Source organism: Paracoccus amoyensis, assembly GCF_014490725.1.
GTDB classification, from domain to species: domain Bacteria; phylum Pseudomonadota; class Alphaproteobacteria; order Rhodobacterales; family Rhodobacteraceae; genus Paracoccus; species Paracoccus amoyensis.
Genome location: NZ_JACOQL010000003.1, coordinates 373,468 through 391,707, shown reverse-complemented (window position 1 = coordinate 391,707; position 18,240 = coordinate 373,468). Strand labels below are relative to the sequence as shown.

Here is an 18,240-nt window from a genome sequence, read left to right as displayed (position 1 = left end):
TCTGTGATCAGACTATTGGCAAGAAACCGGATACGCAATCACGCCAAGGCATGCAAAGGATAAGCAAATGACGGACAAAAGGCCTGACGATGGCACGGATTCCGGTCGCTCGCCGGCCGAACCGCCGCGCCGCTTGTCAGCCCATATCGAGGCGCAGCGGCTGGAATCCGGGCTTTATCTGGTAGCAACGCCCATCGGCACCGCACGAGATATCACTTTGCGCGCGTTGGATGTGCTGAATTCCGCCGATATGCTTGCTGCCGAGGATACGCGCGTCATGCGGCACCTTCTGGATATTCACGGTGTTCCGCTGCGCGGGCGCAGAATCCTGTCGCATCACGACCATAATGCCGATCGCTCTCAGCCAATCTTGATGGCCGCATTGAGGGACGGGGCAAGCGTCGCCTTTGCATCGGACGCCGGAACACCGCTGATTTCTGATCCCGGCTTTCGTTTGGCACGAGAAGCGGCCGAGGCAGATATTCGGATTCACGCCATACCCGGACCCTCTGCGCCGCTTGTGGCCTTGTCGGTTTCCGGTTTGCCCAGTGACCGGTTTTTGTTCGCAGGTTTCCCGCCCGCCACCAAGGGGCAGCGCAAAACCTGGTTGAAAAAATGGGCGGAGGTGGATGCAACCGTCATTCTTTTTGAAAGCCCAAGGCGCGTTAACCAAACATTACGGGAATTGTGCGAAATTGATCCGGATAGGCTTACCGTTGTCGCACGCGAACTGACCAAAAAATTCGAAGAGGTGATTCGGGGCAAGGCAAAGGAATTGGCTGACGACCCGCGGATCGCCGCGCTGAAGGGGGAAGTTGTTTTGTTGCTGGATCGCGCTACCCCGGTGCAGGCGGATGACGATACGATCCGGACGGCTCTACGGGCGCGGTTGGCGCTGATGACGGTGAAAGATGCGGCCCGCGACGTGGCCGAAGAATTGGGGCTGCCACGTCGGGATGTTTATCAAATCGCCCTTACCATGGGAAATGACAGGAAAGAAAAACATGACCATGTCCGAACTGGCCCTGAAGCCTGACCATCGCATCGCAGATAGGGGTGGTCCGACGCGGGTCACCCGCGCACGGCAGAACCGGGGACGGATGGCCGATCTGTCCGGGCGCTTTGCAGAAGAAAGCGTTGCACGTCTGTTGGAGGGGCGGGGCTTGCAGATTCTGCATCAGCGCTGGCGTGGGAAAGCTGGCGAAATCGATATGATTCTGCGCGACGGGAACTGCTTTGTTTTCGTTGAAGTGAAGCAGTCACGTTCACATGAAGAAGCGGCGGGGCGACTGCTGCGTTCCCAACAGATCAGGATTTGCAACGCCGCCTTGGAATTTTGCGCGACGCAACCCGAAGGTCTGAACAGCGAAATGCGCTTTGATGCAGCCTTGGTGGACTCCCTTGGTCGGATTGATATTCTGGAAAACGCGTTCGGTGATTGTTTCGCCTGACGCTTGCATCCATCCCAACCACAGGTGACAAGCAAAGCAGTTCCGTTCAGGAGAAACTGATGAGCTTTTATGTCGCCTTGCAAATGGACCCGATCGAAGATGTCTCGATCCTGGGGGATAGCACGTTTCGGATTGGTCTGGAGGCAGAGGCCAGAGGGCATAGGCTTTTCCAATATACCCCTGATCAACTACGCTACGATGAAGGACGGGTTATCGCAAAAGGGCGTCCGATTACCCTTCGGCGTGAAGAGGGCAAGCACGTCAGCTTCGGCGATTGGGCCGAGGTTGATGTCGCTGAATTTGATGTGATCTGGCTGCGGCAGGATCCGCCTTTCGACATGGCCTATGTTACCTCGACCCATCTGCTGGATCGCGTGCGGCAACAGACGTTGGTGGTGAATGATCCTTTCTGGGTGCGCAACAGTCCCGAGAAATTGATGGTCCTGGACTTTCCCGATCTGACGCCACCCACGATGATCGCGCGCGATCCCGCAGCGTTCAAAGAGTTCCGTGCACGCCATGGCGAGATCATTGTAAAGCCGCTTTATGGGAATGGTGGCGCTGGTGTTTTCCATCTGAAACCGGGCGATCCCAACCTGTCCTCCTTGCTGGAAACATTCGCCAGCATAAACCGAGAGCCCATGATCGCCCAAAAATATCTGCCTGCGGTGGTGAAGGGCGACAAGCGGATCATTCTTGTCGATGGTGAGCCGGTCGGCGCGATCAACCGCGTTCCGCAAGAAGGCGAGGCTCGGTCGAACATGCATGTCGGCGGCAGGGCCGAAAAAGTCGGTCTGACGGATCGTGAACATGAAATCTGTGCGCGACTGAAACCTGTCCTGCGCGAAAAAGGACTGCTGTTTACTGGCATCGATGTGATCGACGGATGGTTGACCGAAATTAACGTCACCTCTCCGACGGGTATTCAGGAGTTGGAGAGATTTGACGGTGTGAATGCGGCAGAGGCAATCTGGATTGCAATCGAAAGAAAGCTGGCGGCAGGCTGATCAAGTCTCTGTAATTGGCGTCTTGATTGACATCCCATGAGGTCGCGGCCGGATGCTTTCGGCTTTTGGGGCTTGCCCTGTGGACACCTGAGCATGTGGCGATTTGTGTTATTCTATGGGATAATTGTAATGCTGCAGGAACCGCCACATCTCGCGATTCAGCGTGGAGAGCGTGGTCAGATCGCGGTCCAGCTTGTCTAGCTCATCATCGCTGAGGTTTTGTTTGCGGCCCATATGAATGCGATCCCTGCGATCGGCTATGCGCATCAGAATGGTTGAAACCGAACCATCTTCTTCAAACGACCAGATGCTGTGATTGTAGCGGTTGCGAACAGCCAGCAGACGTGAAAAGCGCGCGGTAAGTTCCAGCAAATCCTTCTGATGATCTCCTGACGGAAGGCGCAGTTTTGCCAAGCGTTCGACCATCTCGATACGTCCGCGGGCCGAGGTAACCGACAAAAAGATCACGACGGCAGCGCCGTTTGACATGCCGGTCAAACCCGCGAGCATATGGATCAGCAGACTTTCCGTATTGCTCCACGCGTAGTTCAGGCGGCCGACGCGAAGCATGACCGCATCCAAATCCTGTTCGGATGGCTTGCTGCTGCCTGATGCGGATCGGGCGGTCATTTTCTGACGGCCTGGTATCGCATTGCTGCTTCGGTTCTGTTGCGTGCCCCCAATCGTTGGCTGGCATTGTGCAGATGTAATTTGACCGTATGCACTGACAAACCCAGCCTGTCAGCAATGCGTTTGTTCGATTGTCCGTCAGCAACCAGTTGAAGCACGTCGATTTGTCGCTGCGTCAGGCAAAATTCATCCTCTGCCAGGGTTTTTGGATCCGGCTCCTTGAATAACATGACCTCTGGGCAGACATAACCCGCGCCGTGGGCGATAAGTCGGATGATGGACAACCAAACATCAAGCCGGACATTGAGGGGAAAGACACTGACGGAACGCAGTCGCAACGTGTGATCATTATACCAAGCGGCCGCGAATGTAGTCGATGCATAGGCCAAGCCGATGGAAGCCGCATCAATTTCATAAAGAAGCTGCCGATCCGCTTCATGTAAATTCCGCAACGTTGGTTCATCAATGATGATGACCGTCGGGTGATGTCCGGTTTGTTGGATTAATTTGTGCAGATCATTGAAGGATGTCAGAACATCTGCTATGACTTGTCCAAGTTCCTGAGTTGTCGCAGTAATGAGCGACGGTGAAAAATTGCGCTGGGTGCCGACGAAAATGACCTCAGGCATCGAAAGGCCAGCCACCTCAATTTGAGTGCTTGGTGCGTTTGAAATATCAATAACCTCCATCCTGGCGGCCTCCAATCAGCTTAATATTTGAACAGAATCACTCGTTTATTTTGTGCCGGGCAGGTGTATGGATTGCTGCAATCAGTCATGAATCTACCACATTTTTCGTCTGAAATCTAAGGTAATGATGTGTAAATTCATGGGGTTATGCAAATTGCAAGGGCGGCATGTATCTCTTTGAAAAACAATACTATATTGTTTAGTTTTTATAGGACATAGCCATATGTACTAACCGTAATGGTCAGGATTACGGCCATTTTTCTTGCGATTGGGCATAGCCGCCCGCGTTGCCCGAACAACACCTTCCGCTGACAGGGCTAATCCCTTCGTGCGACTATGCCAAATCCCGATTGTGGGCGTATTGTTGAGCTGTGCCTAAGCGCCATTTGCGCAGCCAGGCATACGAGGCCGGTTCGGGGTGGCGAAAGGCCAATCGGAAAATGAGTAGGGCGCGACGGCCGCACCGTCTTCACGGTGAGCATTTGCTCGGCGGGGGTAACGTCTTGCTTGATCCCACCAGAACTGGGCGGCACGCGAGCTTGCGAATTACATGGCCGTTCCCGCCCGTCATCAGGAGTGTGGAAAAATGGCTGGTAGCCGTAACATGAATCTCTTTGCTTGGCCGATGAATGATCAAGATCAGGACCAGGATCAGGACCAGGATCAGGATCAACATCAAGGGCAAGGACAGAAGCAGGGTCAGCTGAACAAGCAAGATCAGGACCAGGATCAGGATCAGGATCAGGGGCAATCGCAAGAGCAGAGCAACGCGAACGCCAATGAAAATAGCAACTCGAATGAAAATTCGAGCGCGTCGGAAACATATGCTGCGAACGGCGCTGAAAATCAGGCGGGTAACGCCGCTAACAATGCGTCCGACAATGACGCCGATAACAGCGCATCAAATGCCACCGACAACGCGGCCAGTAATGCTGCGGATAACGCAGCCAGCAATGCGGCCGAAAACGCTTCAAACAATGCTGCCCAAAACGACGCGGCAAATGACGCCTATAACGAAGCGGTCAATTCCGCCTACAACGACACGGAAGTTAACACCAATGTCGATACGGATGTCTCGACCAAGGTGAATGTCGATCTGGACCTGGAGGGCTGGGCGCCAACCGACAACGATTATGCCGATATTGATCTGGACAACCACAGCGGCACCATGGGTGACCTGCTTGTGAATCGCGATGGCGAAATCAGCATTGGTACCCGTGATCTGACATTCGACAATGTGTTGAATAAGTCTTTGAATGGCGACAACAATACAGCCGTCACGCAAGCAAATGCATGGAACCTTGACGATCAGGACGAGCTGCTGAATCCGACGGTTTCCAACAATGCCGATTTCAACCAGAACGGTAATGCGAATGCGGGCGATGCGTATGCCGAGGCTGGTATCGATGCGGGTGGTCACGGCGGTGATGGCGGTGGCGATTCAAGTGCCGATGGCGGCAAAGGTGACGCCAATGCTGATGGGGCCGGGGCGATAGCCTCTGGCAGCAAATCCTATACCGGCGATGGTGGAGATGCGCTTGCGAAGGCGGGTGATGGCGACGGTGGCGCAGCATTGGGCGTCGGCTTGGGCGTTGGTCAGGGCGGCAGCGCTGATGGCGGCGATGCCGGGGGTGTTGCGGCTGGTCTGGGCGCTGGCCTTGGCGGCGACGCTGCGGGCGGCGATGCAGCTGCCGGAAGCGCTGCAGGTGCCTTGGGTGCTGGCAAGGGTGGCGATGGCGATCACGGCGGCGATGGCGGTGACGGTGGCAACACGGGTTCGGCCGACGGCGGTATGAGCGGTGCTCTTGGCTTGGGCGGACTGCTGGGTGCCGGTGTCAACAACGATAGTGGCAATGGCGGAACTTCGGGTGCTGGTGGTGCTGGCGCTCCTGGTGCCGATGGTGGTGACGGTGGCGCGGGTACCGGCATTGGTGCTGCACTGTCTGCCGCAGCAAGCATGGCGGGCGATGCCACGGCAGGTAGCGGCACTGGCAGTGGCGCGGGCAATGTCTGGGCGACAGGCGGTGCCGGAGGAAGTGCGAATGGCGATGGCACGGGCGAAGGTAGTGCAGCCGGCGGCGCGGGTATGGGTGGTGCGACGGGCACGACAACTGGTGGCTCGGGTGGCACGGCGACTTCCAGTGGCGGAATGGCCTATGGTGGTGATGGCATCAATACCGACAGTGGTTATGGCGGTGCGGGCGGCCAGGTGATGAATGGTGACGGCGGATATGCCCATGCCGGCACTTGGGGTTCAAACAATGGTGACGATGGTTTTGTTACCGGAACTTCGAACGCATCGGCTGACGCCGTCGTGGAAACCACAGCATTCAACCAAAGCATCGTCATGGGGGCCAATGTCTTGAACAACACGGTCGATATGACGGTGGTTGGGGGCGATCTCAGCTCGCATGTGATTGGTGACGACGATCTGGGTGGCTGATTAACCTCATGTGACACGATCCTGCGCGGCGGATCCCGCGCAGGATCATTTTTAATTGGTGTCTGTCCGGCATTGTTGCGGAACTGTCATTAGTTGGGACGTAGCCGACATGTTGAAGATTCAAGCTGCCGATGAAGCGATCTGGCATTTCGCCGGCATTTTTCAGATTACCGAAGAACGTGGGCGGATGTGGATCGAATATGATCGCCTGACACCCGTTAAGCCTGACATCGAACCGCCTGAAATCAAACCGCTGGATATTGCGACGCAGCATCCATACGTGATTCCCGATTATATCCCTGATATCCGTTATGATCCGCCCGGCTTGCCGATCCGCGAATTGCAGGCTGCGCAGATGACATTTTATGATAGCGCAATTGCGGGCGACGCATTCGGAATACCGATGCGGCAGATTGGAAAAGTTCAGCCTGATGGCAGTCCCTTGATCCTGCTGACGACACCACCACCAAAACCCCCGGTTGTTGACCCACCGGAGCCACCTCCTGAAACGGTCTGGACCTTGCCTCCTCCGGGGTCGTTGGTCGTGATGCTCTTGGGTAATCTTGCGCAGTTCGACGATGACAGGATTGACGCAAGCCAAATGGAGGCTGGCGCTGTCAGCTTGAACCTGATCGACGCAAAAATGGCGGTTCTGGCAACGCAGGCCAATGAACTTGGGATTGCACTGAACCCGGACCTGCCCGCCGATGAATTGGCGTTTCGTGATATTGCGCTGGCTTTCAAAGACACCGATCTGCCTGCGATGACGGCCAATTCCGCGACCGTCCATTCCCTTCAGGGGGCTTCGGTTGAAGGCCAATTTCTAAACGGAACAGCAGTCGAAGAGGCGCCTAAACTGGCAGATCTGCTGCCCCTCTATCGCAAAGATCAGAAAGCGGCGCAGGAGGAGGAAGCCGCCCGAATTGCCAAGGAAGAAGCAGCCAAAACAAATGATGATGGGCCAAGCTGGGCCGGATCCAAAACGACCGTGCAGACTGAAGTGGCAGACAATCAGCACGAATTTGTCCATGGCAATAATACGCTGCTGAATGAGGTTGTCATCAGTTCCGGCTGGATTGCAGCGCCTGTGATGAGCGTCGGTCAAGGGATATACAACTATAATATCATCAGCCAAACAAACGTCTGGAGCGACCAGAACGTTATCAAGATGCTTTCCGAAAATTCAGGGGGCGCACAAAGCAGCGATACGACGAATGCATTGAATTACGCATCCTATAAGATTTTCTCGAATCCGATGCCGGATCGCGACGGCGGTGACGATGCGCCGCAATATTGGGCGACGGCGACGTTGAAGGGCAGTCTTATTAACGTCAACTGGGTAGATCAATACAATCTGATGACGGATAATGACGTCACATCAATCACCGTCAATGCTGCGAAAACGCTGATGCTGATGGGTGAAAACGGCACTGTGAACAAGGTGTCGTTGAGCGAACTGGGCACTCAATTCGACCTGATCGTGATTGATGGTTACATCATCAATCTTAACGCTGTCATTCAAAAAAATGTGCTTCTGGATGATGATCGGATCATCGTGAAAGGAGGGACCGAGGCTGCGGTCAGTGCCGGCGACAACTTGCTGATCAACTCGTCGCAGATCATTCAGGCAGGCAAGCCGACCTACAAAGATATGACTGCGGATATGGCCAAGATGATGGCCAAAGCGGCTGGCGGAGAAATCGACTTACCCAAATCCTTGCTGGAAAACCCAACCTTTCAGGGGCTCGACCTTGTTCGAGTCCTGCACATCAAAGGCGACATGGTTTCGCTGAATATGATCCGGCAGACGAACGTAATGGGCGACTCCGATCAAATCGAGATTTTTCGGGACAAGCTGCTGGATAATGGTGGCGAAATCAAAATCGTGGCAGGGTCGAATGTTCTGGTGAACTCTGCGAGCATTATCGAAGCCGAATACGATTCGACAATTTATTCGGGCGGCCAAGTCTATTCCGATGCGTTGCTATATCAGGCAGAACTGATTGCAACCGATGATCCGTTGAAGCCTGATGTTCCGTCAACACTTGCCACCGAGGCCGTCCTGTTTCTGGCCGATGGCATGTTAAGCGTCGATCCCGAACACCAGGAATTTCAGCCCATCGGATCGAATGAGACCGTTTCACCGGATGCGATGGAAACGGTGTTGACATGAGCGGTCATGAGAAGACGGATCATCGCAGCGCCAAACCGGAATTGCATACCGAGTGGAGGGATAACTCCGCCAGCCTCTCACGGGCCAAACCGCTCGGCACTGGACCGACGATAGATCAACAGGCTGGTCGCATCCCACAAACGACAACGACCGCCGGTGACAGGGGCGCAGCGTTTCATAAGCGGGCTGCAGAGCCTGATATTTCCGGCGCGCTGCAGATCACGATACGGCGTCTATGGGCGAATATCCTGGGCGTTCTCCTGTTCAGCGGCGTGACCAATATTTTGGTGTTGGCGATCCCGATCTATCTGTTTCAGATATCGGACCGCGTGCTGACCAGCCGTTCCACCGATACCCTGGTCATGCTGACGGTGGTGGTGATCGGGGCGGTGTTGCTGCAAGTCATGTTCGACGCAATCCGTCGTGGAATGCTGCTGCGTAGTTCGGTTGATCTTTCTGCCCGCCTTGGAGCCCCCATTCTGGCAGCCGCAGCGCGGGCATCGCTGCAAAGCAATGGGCAGGAATATCAAACGCTGGGCGATTTGCAGCAGGTGCGCAGTTTTCTGGTATCCGGAACCTTGCTGTCGTTTCTGGATTTGCCCTTTGCACCGCTGTTTATTCTGGCGATCTTTCTGGTTCACCCTCATCTTGGTTTGATCGTCGTGACGACGGCCCTGTTGCTGTTGATCATTGCTTTGATCAACCAGCGTGCCACAGCAGGACCATTCGCAAAAGCCAACGGGCATCTAAGTCGTGCCAACCGCCATCTGGATTCGATGTCACGCAATTCGCAGATCATCAATGCCCTGGCGATGATCCCCGAGGCTGTGACGATCTGGGGCCGTGACGCGGCAAGTTCAATGGCGTCGCAGGTGCGCGCCCAGGATCGCAATATCGTCTTCGCCAGCGCATCGCGCGGGGTGCGATTGTTAACCCAAGTGGGGCTGCTAGGCTGGGGGGCCTATCTGGCGTTGAAGGGTGAAATTACGGGAGGCATGGTTATCGCAGCCTCGATTATCGCAGGCAGAGCACTTGCTCCTATCGAGGGCGCGATAGAAGGATGGAACAGCGTGCTGTTGTCACGCTCGGCCTATGGTCGCATTTCGTCATTGCTGAAATCGTCGCCCCTGAACCAACAGCGTTTGCATTTGCCACATCCCGAAGGGCGATTGGATGTTGAGCGATTGTTGTTCGTGCCGAATGGGACCAAACGGGTGGTTTTGAACTCGATTACGTTTTCTTTGCTGCCGGGCACATCGCTGGCAATGGTTGGTAAATCCGGAGCCGGCAAGACGACGTTGGGCAAAATGCTGGTTGGCTCGATACTGCCAACCTCAGGCAGTGTCAGGCTGGACCTGATGGATTTGCGTAACTGGGACCAACGCCAGCTTGGTCAATGCATCGGTTATTTGCCGCAGGATGTGCAGCTTTTTCCCGGCACGATAAAGGACAATATCGCCCGGATGCGGGCGGATGTCAGTGATGACGAAATTTATCGGGCGGCGGTGCTGGCTGATGTGCATGACATGATCGCCAAGCTGCCCGAGGGGTATGAAACCATCGTTTCATCGGATGGGTCTCCGCTGTCGGGCGGGCAGAAGCAGCGCATCGGGTTGGCACGGGCCTTTTTCGGCGGGCCACGGCTGGTGGTGTTGGATGAACCGAACTCCAACCTCGATTCGGCAGGTGACCGGGCGTTGTCGCGGGCCATGGCGCTGGCAAAGCAGAACCGCATAACCGTGATCGTCGTGACCCAGAAATATGCGCTGCTACAGGATGTTGATAATATCATGTTGCTCGCGGACGGGCAGATATCAATGTTCGGGACACGCGATCAGATGCTTCAGCGATTGTCCAATCGGCAACAGACCGCGCCGCATTCCGCCCCTCCTGAAAGCGAGGCGCAAGATGCCCCGGAACAGTGATCTCGATGCGCTTTACAGTGATGTGCCCCACTCGGTTCGCAAGCATCTGGTCTTGGGCCTGCTGCTGCTGGTGGTATCATTTGGTGGTTTTGGCGTATGGGCGTTTCGCGCACCGCTTGCCGCGGCGGTCATGGCACCGGGCAGCTTTGTCGCGACGGGCAGCAACAAGATCGTGCAGCATCTTGAAGGCGGCATAATCAGCGAAATCATGGTAGCCGAGGGCGATACCGTTTCCGCCGGTCAAACCCTGATCCGGCTTGACCGAACAGCGGCCGTCGCGAACGAACGAGAGCTAGAGCTGCGGCGCGCCAGATTGGAAGCGATCAGTGCGCGCCTGCGTGCGGAATATGAAGCCGCCGATGCCATCGTTCTCGCAGATTTTGTTCAGCAGCGGCGGAGCGATCCTGCCGTGTCGGCGATCATCCTTGAACAAGAAGCAGCGTTTCGTGCGGCACGCAATAAATTGGCCGGTGAGATCACCCTGCTGGACAGCAATATCAGCGCAAGCCAGTCCAGAATCGACGGCTTTCGGGGGCAATTAACGGCGGTCGAAACACAGCTTCGGCTTCTGCAAGAGGATCTGACCACCCGCGAACAGCTTTTTCAACGCGGCCTTGTTCGCCGTAGCGAGGTGAATGTTCTGTCGCGTGCGGTCGCCGATGCCGAGGGTGAGGCCGAACGGCTGCGTGCGCAAATTCTTGAAACAGAAGAAGCGTTGCGCAAAGCTGGGCGAGAGATCGAGCAGACCCGTATGCAACACGCACAAACCGCGCTGGATGAAAGTCAGGGGATCGAAGCCGATTTGGACAGCGTTCGCGAACAGTCGACGAAAACCAGTGATGTCTTGCTGCGCGCAGACATTGTTTCTCCGGTTTCTGGTACCATCGTTCGGATGTATTATCACACGCCGGGGGGCGTGATCGAAGCCGGCAAAGCGATTGTCGAAATTCTACCAGACAACGCACCCTTGGTAATCGAGACGCAAATTTCGCGGACAGATATAGATCAGGTTGAGGTTGGGCAGCGGGCCTCTGTCCGGCTGACATCTATGAACCAACGCACAACACCGGTGCTGGAGGGACAACTGGTCTATGTCTCGGCAGATGCTCTGAAAACCGAAGCGGGCGGTATTCCGCAAGACATCTACGTCGCACGAATTGATCTGCCAGCGTCAGAACTGGAACGGGTGCGCGGTTTCAGACCAATTCCGGGGATGCCCGCAGAGGTGATGATCGAGACCGACGCACGGACTTTCGCGCAATACCTGGTCAAACCGATCGAAGACAGCCTTTCGCGTGCGTTCCGCGAGAACTAGCCAAGCGTTTCGTTGCCGCCAGCGTGTTTTATCAGCAGTTCTGCGCCACTGTCATCAACGTCCCACAGGATGACCCGCTGTTCCTGTTCGACGGCTTCCGCCAACAACACGAACTGGACTTCCGAGGGGGCGATGGTGCGTGTCGACGCATCCTTGTTGCAGCCGCCGCCAAGCCAATGCCACAGGTTGCGATCTTGCTTCGTTCGGCTGGCCTCGGCCACAAAGCGCCAACTGTTTGTGGTATGAACGATGGTGATACTGCCGCCCCATGGCAGCGCGGTTTCAAGGCACATCATCGCCAACATGACCATCCGCACTTCGGCACGGGAGAAGTCACCTTCTGCGTCCAACTGCACCGTTAGCCGGGTTTGCGCGGCCATTCCACTGAGCAGCTTTGCAAGTTCGGCCCGACTGACGCGCTGGCTGCCTTGGCTTTGACCAAAAGCGATGCGAAACGCCTGAAGCCGGTTGCGTGCGGCGGCGACAGATTCAGCGATCAGGCGCAATTCGGGACTGTTGGCAATCCCGGGGAAGCCGGGCGACATTTCCAACAGCTCGACGCCATTGCCGATAGCGCCCAGTGGCGAAACCAGATCATGACACAACCGCGATCCCAGAAGCTGCGCGAGTTCGCCGGGCATAAGTTGCGTTGTGTCCTTGGTCATGTCGGTTTACTTTCTAAAATAACGACGAGAGATATACATGAATGAATTGCTTGAACCCGGCATGATTGTTCGCCACCCTGGCGCCCCTGAATGGGGGCGGGGACAGGTGCAATCGCGCATCGGTGACAAGATCACCGTGAATTTCACCGAGGCTGGAAAGCAAGTCATTGACGGGCGAAAAGTATCCCTCGATTTGGTTTGGTCTGATGATGGAAAATGAGCGGCTTTTCGCCGTACAAAATGCAGCCGCTGGTTGTAGATTTCAATAGGAGTTTTTAAGTTGACGCTGCGTAAGAATGATGTTTGTTGCATTCGATACTGCCGCAACCTAGACACCGTCCTGATAGGCAACGCTTGGTTTTCGCCGACGGCATGAATTCAGACTCATCTTTCCTTGAAATCCGCCTGGCCCTTTCGGAGCAGGATTTACTGGCCGCGCAAAGGCTGCGCTATCGTGTCTTTGTGGAGGAATTGGGCGGCAATGGTCCCTTGGTGGATCATGAAGCCCGATTGGAAAAGGACGAATTTGATCCGATCGTAGATCATCTGTGCCTGATAGATAAGCGCCGCTCGGTTCAGGATCTGGATCACGTTGTGGGCGTCTACCGCCTGTTGCCGGGGGATCGCGCCGCAAAGTTCGGCCGGTTCTATTGCGACAGCGAATATGATCTGACGCGGTTGCGCGAAACAGACCGTGCCGTGTTGGAGCTGGGCCGATCCTGTGTCGACCCGGAATTTCGCGGTGGCTCTGCCATGTTCCTGCTGTGGAATGCGCTGGCAGATTACGTGCTGGACCACGGTATCGAGATCTTGTTCGGCGTCGCCAGCTTTCACGGCACCGATGCGTCTATCCTGGCTCCATCCCTAAGCTGGCTGCATCACAACGCGCTTGCGCCACAGGAATTGCGCCCCGTCGCCCGCACGGACGGCTTTCAAAGCATGGATCTGATCGCGGCTGACAAGCTGGACCGGCGTGAAGCAATGGTTGGTATGCCCGCACTGATCAAGGCATATCTGCGGCTTGGCGGTCTGGTGGGCGAAGGCGCTTTTATCGACCGTGAATTCAACACCACCGATGTATTTTTGATAATGGACACCAAGGCGATGTCTGAAAAACATCGAAAATTCTATGAAAGCCGCTGGCAGGGTCAATGAGCGACACGGCTGGAATTGATGCCGGGCGGGGTGAGGCGACGTGGCGCGACGGAGAGCGACCGCCATTATATCGGCCAAAAGGACTGCGCGGCTGGTTTCGCGTGATCCGCCGCGGCGTTCCTGCCGTTGCTGTGCTGTTGGTTGGTGTGCTGCTGATCCTGCCGATGCGCGGCATCGAGCGGATTTTTTACGGGCAGCGCCGTCCTTGGACGGGGCCGCATGTCCAGATCGTTTGTCGGTTGACGCTGTTATGCATGGGGATTGGTTGGCGTCGGCAAGGGGTTCCCATGAATGGGCCCGGCGCGGTTGTCGCAAACCATTCAAGCTGGCTGGATATCCTGACGATGAATGCCGCGATGCCGGTCTTTTTCGTCTCGAAGGCCGAGGTGAAGACATGGCCCGGCATTAACATTCTGACCAAGGTCACGAACACCCATTTCGTCGTCCGCGACCCCAAACTTGCGCGCGAACAGGCCGATGAATTTGCACAGCGGGTTCGGGCAGGGCATCGGCTTTTGTTTTTCCCCGAAGGAACATCCAGTGATGGACGCCGGGTCTTGCCGTTCAAGCCGACCTTGTTTCAGGGTTTTCTTGATCCTGCACTGCCGAACGGATTGGTCATCCAGCCGCTGATCGCCAATTATGTCGCACCGCCGGGGCAAGACCCCCGGTTCTATGGCTGGTGGGGCGAAATGGACCTTGGGCCGCATCTGCTGTCGGTGCTGTCGGTGCCGCGACAGGGGCATGTTGTGATCCGTCTGTGCGCCCCGGTTCTGGTTCGGGATCAGACCCGCAAGACGCTGTCTGCGGCTTGTGAAATGGCCGTGCGCGGTAGGCACCAGTCTGCACTTGAAGATCCCCCCTGACGCCACAATATGTGGTATAATTCAATCTATCTGCATCCAAGGAACGCGAAATGAGCCGTTTTGCCGCGCCGATCGCCGAACAAATCTGGGATATGAAATACCGGATGAAGGACGCACAGGGGCAGCCGGTCGATGCCACCGTCGAAGACAGCTGGCGCCGCGTTGCGCGCGATCTGGCCAGCGTCGAAAGCGATCCGGCTTTTTGGGAGGACCGCTTCTATTCGGCGCTTTCGGATTTCAGATTTCTGCCCGCTGGCCGCATTCTGGCCGGTGCGGGGACGGGCAGGGCGGTAACGCTGTTCAACTGTTTCGTCATGGGCACGATCCCGGACAATATGGGCGGCATCTTTGACATGCTAAAAGAAGCCGCGCTGACCATGCAGCAGGGCGGCGGTATCGGCTATGACTTCAGCACGATTCGCCCCAAAGGCGCCGAGGTGAAGGGCGTCGCAGCGGATGCGTCGGGGCCGCTGTCCTTCATGGATGTTTGGGATTCCATGTGCCGCACGATTATGTCGGCAGGCAGTCGCCGCGGCGCGATGATGGCGACAATGCGCTGCGACCACCCCGATATCGAGGCCTTTATCGAAGCCAAGCAGGACAGCGCCCGGTTGCGCATGTTCAACCTGTCGGTGCTGGTTACGGATGATTTCATGCAGGCCGTGAAGGCCGATGGTCCGTGGGATCTGCAATTTGGTGGCCGCGTCTATCAGACAGTGCAGGCCCGCGATCTGTGGAACCGGATCATGCGTGCGACCTATGATTATGCGGAACCGGGCGTGATCTTCATCGACAGGATCAATCAGCAAAACAACCTGTCCTATGTCGAAACGATTTCGGCGACCAACCCTTGTGGCGAACAGCCCTTGCCGCCCTATGGCGCCTGTTTGCTGGGGTCGGTCAATCTGGCGCGTCTGGTGACCGACCCCTTTACCGACAAGGCGCGGCTGGATGACGCCGCGCTGGACGAACTGGTTCGCACCGCGATCCGCATGATGGATAACGTGGTGGACGCCAGTAAATTCCCTTTGCCACAGCAACTGGCCGAAGCGCAGGCCAAGCGTCGGATCGGGCTTGGCGTGACCGGGCTTGCAGATGCGTTGCTGATGCTGGGGCTGCGCTATGGTGCGCCGGATGCTGTGGAACAGACCCGCAAATGGATGAAGGCGATTGCGCGCTCCTCATATCTGGCCAGCGTCGATCTGGCGAAAGAGAAGGGTGCGTTTCCCTTGTTCGATGCCGATGAATATCTGAAATCTGGCTTCATGCAGCGGATGGACGATGACGTCCGCGCGGCCGTGCGGGAACATGGCATCCGCAATGCGCTGCTGACCAGTGTCGCACCGACCGGCACGATCAGCCTTTACGCAGGCAATGTCAGTTCCGGGATCGAGCCCGTCTTTGCCTTCGCCTATACCCGCAAAGTTCTGCAAAAGGACGGTTCGCGAACCGAGGAAGAGGTGGTCGATTATGCCGTCCGGATGTGGCGCGATTTGCATGGCGATGCGCCGCTGCCGGATTATTTCGTCAATGCCCAGACCCTTGCCCCCAAAGACCACGTCGCGATGCAGGCTGCGGCGCAGGAATGGGTCGACAGCAGCATCTCTAAAACCATCAACTGCCCCGAAGATATCAGCTTCGACGAGTTTCAGGATGTCTACCTGTCCGCTTGGGATCTGGGCTGCAAGGGCTGCACGACATATCGCCCGAATGACGTGACCGGCAGCGTTCTGTCGGTCAGCGAAAAGACCGAGGATGCGCCCGAAGCCGATCAGGGGGCCGATGTCGTCTACCTGACCGAACCGCTGGATCGCCCCGGTGCGCTGGACGGTGCGACTTATAAGCTGAAATGGCCAGGCAGCGAGCATGCGATCTACATCACCATCAACGATATCGTCCAGGCCGGCCATCGCCGCCCGTTCGAGATCTTCATCAACTCCAAGAACATGGAGCATTTCGCCTGGACCGTTGCGCTGACGCGCATGATCTCGGCCGTGTTCCGGCGCGGTGGCAATGTCAGCTTCGTGGTCGAGGAATTGAAGGCAGTCTTCGATCCGCGTGGTGGTGCATGGATGCAGGGGCGCTATGTCCCCTCGATCCTTGCGGCGATTGGTGGGGTGATCGAACGTCACATGATCGAAACCGGCTTTCTCAGCGGCGAGGGGATGGGCCTGAAATCCGATCCCAAGGCCGAGGTTGTGGCACTGGGCGAACGTCCCCGCGGCCCGGCATGTCCGAATTGCGGCCAATACGGCATGCACATGGTCGAAGGCTGCATGACTTGTCCAAGCTGCGCCTATTCGAAATGCGGCTGAACTGCGCCCTTTGTCCCTGTGCGGGCAAAGGGCGTCGCGCGCCTGCTGCGGTCACTGCCTGATGGCATTGATTGCAGTTTCGGTTTCTTGCTGCCAATAGCCGCATGGACCTTATGCAGAGGACTCAGCTTCGATGGCTTATGAGATTGCTGAAAAACATATGAACCGGGGTGCCGCCAGCCCGGATGGAACGCAGATCGTTCTGGCTCTTGAAACGCCGCTTGCCGAAGATATCGGCCTGTTGTTTGCGCGTCACACGGCTGACATGCATGCGGATACGCCGGCGGAATCGATCCATATGCTGCCACGAGAGGCCTTGATCTCGCCCAGCATAGATTTCTTTGTCATGCGGGCAGAGGGAGTGCCGGTTGGCATGGGCGCCATAAAGCGATTGACCCGGACGCATGGCGAATTGAAGTCGATGCACATCCTTGCCGAACAGCGCGGTCGCGGGCTTTCGCGGCGGCTGCTGAACGGTCTGATCGCTTATGCACGACAAACAGGTTTGCAGCGTCTTTCGTTGGAAACGGGCGTGCAGCCGACATTTGTTGCAGCCCGTGCACTTTACACCGCATTTGGCTTTGCCGAATGCCCGCCCTTTGGCGACTATCGCGCAGATCCGAACAGTGTCTTCATGACGCTGGAGCTGTAGGCACGATCAATCCCTTGCACTAGGTCGCCCGATCACGCAAAAGACGGCAATCGTGGTCCCGTAGCTCAACTGGATAGAGCAGCCGACTTCTAATCGGCAGGTTGAGGGTTCGAGCCCTTCCGGGATCGCCACCATTCCAAAAGACAAAAGCCGGGCAATTGCCCGGCTTTTGTCTTTTTTCTGATCCGCTTGAATTATTCGCGGTTACCCATGAACTGCAACAGGAACATGAACAGGTTCAGGAAATCCAGATACAGTTGCAGCGCGCCCATGATGGCGGTCTTGCCAAGAAAGTCCTGATCAGAACCTGCAAGCCGCAGGTAGGTGTTCTTGATGTTCTGAGTGTCATAGGCGGTCAGACCTGCAAAGATCAGCACGCCCAGGATCGAGATTGCAAACTGCATCGCCGACGATTGCAGGAAGATATTCACGATTGAGGCGACGATCAGACCGATCACACCCATGATCAGGAAGCTGCCCCAGCCAGAGATATCCTTCTTGGTGGTATAGCCCCACAGGGAAAGACCCGCGAAGGCAATCGCCGTCACAAGGAAGGTCTGGACAATGGAAACGTTACTGTAGACCAGAAAAATTGAACTGATCGACAGACCCATCAAAGCAGCAAAGCCGTAGAACACCAAGGTCGCGCCTTGGACCGACAAGCGGCTGACAGCAGCACCAAAGGCGAACACGACCAGCAGAGGTGCGAACATGATCACCCATTTCAGGGGCGACGTGTAGATCGCGGCGCCAAATGCGGTCAGTTGTCCGTCGGACACGGCTGCGACGCTGGCTCCGTAGGCGGCAGCGGCGGTTACACCCATGCCGACCGCCATCAGCCCATAAACCTTGTTCATGTAGGCCCGCAGACCTTCATCGACCACCGCCGAGCGGGTGCCGACGCTCTGCGCGGTACGGTAAGTGTTGTAATCGGCCATCAATGTCTCCCTAAAG

The 18,240-nt window shown here is 56.4% G+C and carries 16 protein-coding genes and 1 tRNA gene; 13 read left to right on the top strand and 4 right to left on the bottom strand.

The genetic code is table 11. The annotated features are described in order from the left end of the window. The first annotated feature begins 67 nt into the window (after window positions 1-67). From rsmI to gshB, 3 genes are read left to right on the top strand one after another with little or no spacing between them, the layout of a single operon-like run. Complete coding sequence (rsmI, locus tag H4P12_RS10955) at window positions 68-1,036, top strand: 16S rRNA (cytidine(1402)-2'-O)-methyltransferase (RefSeq protein WP_187793711.1); 969 nt, start codon at window positions 68-70, stop codon at window positions 1,034-1,036. Next, window positions 1,005-1,451 (top strand): YraN family protein, encoded by a 447-nt coding sequence (locus tag H4P12_RS10950; protein ID WP_246449237.1) that lies wholly within the window; start codon window positions 1,005-1,007, stop codon window positions 1,449-1,451. The genes rsmI and H4P12_RS10950 overlap by 32 nt, the downstream gene beginning before the upstream one ends. A gap of 59 nt (window positions 1,452-1,510) precedes the next feature. Further along, window positions 1,511-2,458: a glutathione synthase gene (gene gshB, locus H4P12_RS10945; protein WP_187793710.1), complete on the top strand. Its 948-nt coding sequence runs from the start codon at window positions 1,511-1,513 to the stop codon at window positions 2,456-2,458. Window positions 2,459-2,566: 108 nt separating this feature from the next. On the opposite strand, the gene H4P12_RS10940 is transcribed toward gshB, so the two are convergent. Next, entirely contained in the window at window positions 2,567-3,088 is a 522-nt protein-coding gene (locus tag H4P12_RS10940; RefSeq protein ID WP_187793709.1) for a hypothetical protein, read from the bottom strand. After that, complete coding sequence (locus H4P12_RS19035) at window positions 3,085-3,777, bottom strand: helix-turn-helix transcriptional regulator (protein WP_187793708.1); 693 nt, start codon at window positions 3,775-3,777, stop codon at window positions 3,085-3,087. The genes H4P12_RS10940 and H4P12_RS19035 overlap by 4 nt, the downstream gene beginning before the upstream one ends. 625 nt (window positions 3,778-4,402) lie before the next feature. On the opposite strand from H4P12_RS19035, the gene H4P12_RS10930 reads away from it, so the two are divergent. From H4P12_RS10930 to H4P12_RS10915, 4 genes are all read left to right on the top strand, one after another. Next, entirely contained in the window at window positions 4,403-6,220 is a 1,818-nt protein-coding gene (locus tag H4P12_RS10930) for a hypothetical protein (RefSeq protein ID WP_246449236.1), read from the top strand. 109 nt (window positions 6,221-6,329) lie between these two features. Continuing rightward, on the top strand, window positions 6,330-8,393 hold the full coding sequence (locus H4P12_RS10925; protein ID WP_187793706.1) for a hypothetical protein: 2,064 nt from the start codon (window positions 6,330-6,332) through the stop codon (window positions 8,391-8,393). Then, window positions 8,390-10,318: a type I secretion system permease/ATPase gene (locus H4P12_RS10920; protein ID WP_187793705.1), complete on the top strand. Its 1,929-nt coding sequence runs from the start codon at window positions 8,390-8,392 to the stop codon at window positions 10,316-10,318. The genes H4P12_RS10925 and H4P12_RS10920 overlap by 4 nt, the downstream gene beginning before the upstream one ends. After that, a complete protein-coding gene (locus tag H4P12_RS10915; protein ID WP_187793704.1) occupies window positions 10,302-11,633 on the top strand; it encodes an HlyD family type I secretion periplasmic adaptor subunit in 1,332 nt (443 codons plus the stop codon). Before H4P12_RS10920 ends, H4P12_RS10915 begins: the two co-directional genes overlap by 17 nt. On the opposite strand, the gene H4P12_RS10910 is transcribed toward H4P12_RS10915, so the two are convergent. After that, complete coding sequence (locus H4P12_RS10910) at window positions 11,630-12,298, bottom strand: histidine phosphotransferase family protein (RefSeq protein ID WP_187793703.1); 669 nt, start codon at window positions 12,296-12,298, stop codon at window positions 11,630-11,632. The two genes, H4P12_RS10915 and H4P12_RS10910, sit on opposite strands and share 4 nt — an antisense overlap. A 37-nt stretch (window positions 12,299-12,335) precedes the next feature. Here H4P12_RS10910 and H4P12_RS10905 point away from each other — a divergent pair, with 37 nt between their 5' ends. From H4P12_RS10905 to H4P12_RS10880, 6 genes are all read left to right on the top strand, one after another. After that, entirely contained in the window at window positions 12,336-12,518 is a 183-nt protein-coding gene (locus H4P12_RS10905; RefSeq protein ID WP_187793702.1) for a DUF3553 domain-containing protein, read from the top strand. Between the two features lie 152 nt (window positions 12,519-12,670). Further along, window positions 12,671-13,453, top strand: coding sequence for an L-ornithine N(alpha)-acyltransferase (gene olsB, locus H4P12_RS10900; RefSeq protein WP_187793701.1), 783 nt, complete (start codon window positions 12,671-12,673; stop codon window positions 13,451-13,453). Beyond that, on the top strand, window positions 13,450-14,319 hold the full coding sequence (gene olsA / locus H4P12_RS10895) for a lyso-ornithine lipid O-acyltransferase (RefSeq protein ID WP_187793700.1): 870 nt from the start codon (window positions 13,450-13,452) through the stop codon (window positions 14,317-14,319). Before olsB ends, olsA begins: the two co-directional genes overlap by 4 nt. A 50-nt stretch (window positions 14,320-14,369) precedes the next feature. After that, on the top strand, window positions 14,370-16,634 hold the full coding sequence (locus H4P12_RS10890) for an adenosylcobalamin-dependent ribonucleoside-diphosphate reductase (protein WP_187793699.1): 2,265 nt from the start codon (window positions 14,370-14,372) through the stop codon (window positions 16,632-16,634). A gap of 160 nt (window positions 16,635-16,794) precedes the next feature. Then, window positions 16,795-17,286, top strand: a complete 492-nt coding sequence (locus tag H4P12_RS10885; RefSeq protein ID WP_187793698.1) for a GNAT family N-acetyltransferase — start codon at window positions 16,795-16,797, stop codon at window positions 17,284-17,286. Window positions 17,287-17,340: 54 nt separating this feature from the next. Next, window positions 17,341-17,417, top strand: a tRNA-Arg gene (locus H4P12_RS10880). 63 nt (window positions 17,418-17,480) lie between these two features. Here the strand turns inward: H4P12_RS10880 and H4P12_RS10875 are convergent. After that, entirely contained in the window at window positions 17,481-18,224 is a 744-nt protein-coding gene (locus H4P12_RS10875) for a Bax inhibitor-1/YccA family protein (RefSeq protein WP_187793697.1), read from the bottom strand. Window positions 18,225-18,240: the final 16 nt, after the last annotated feature.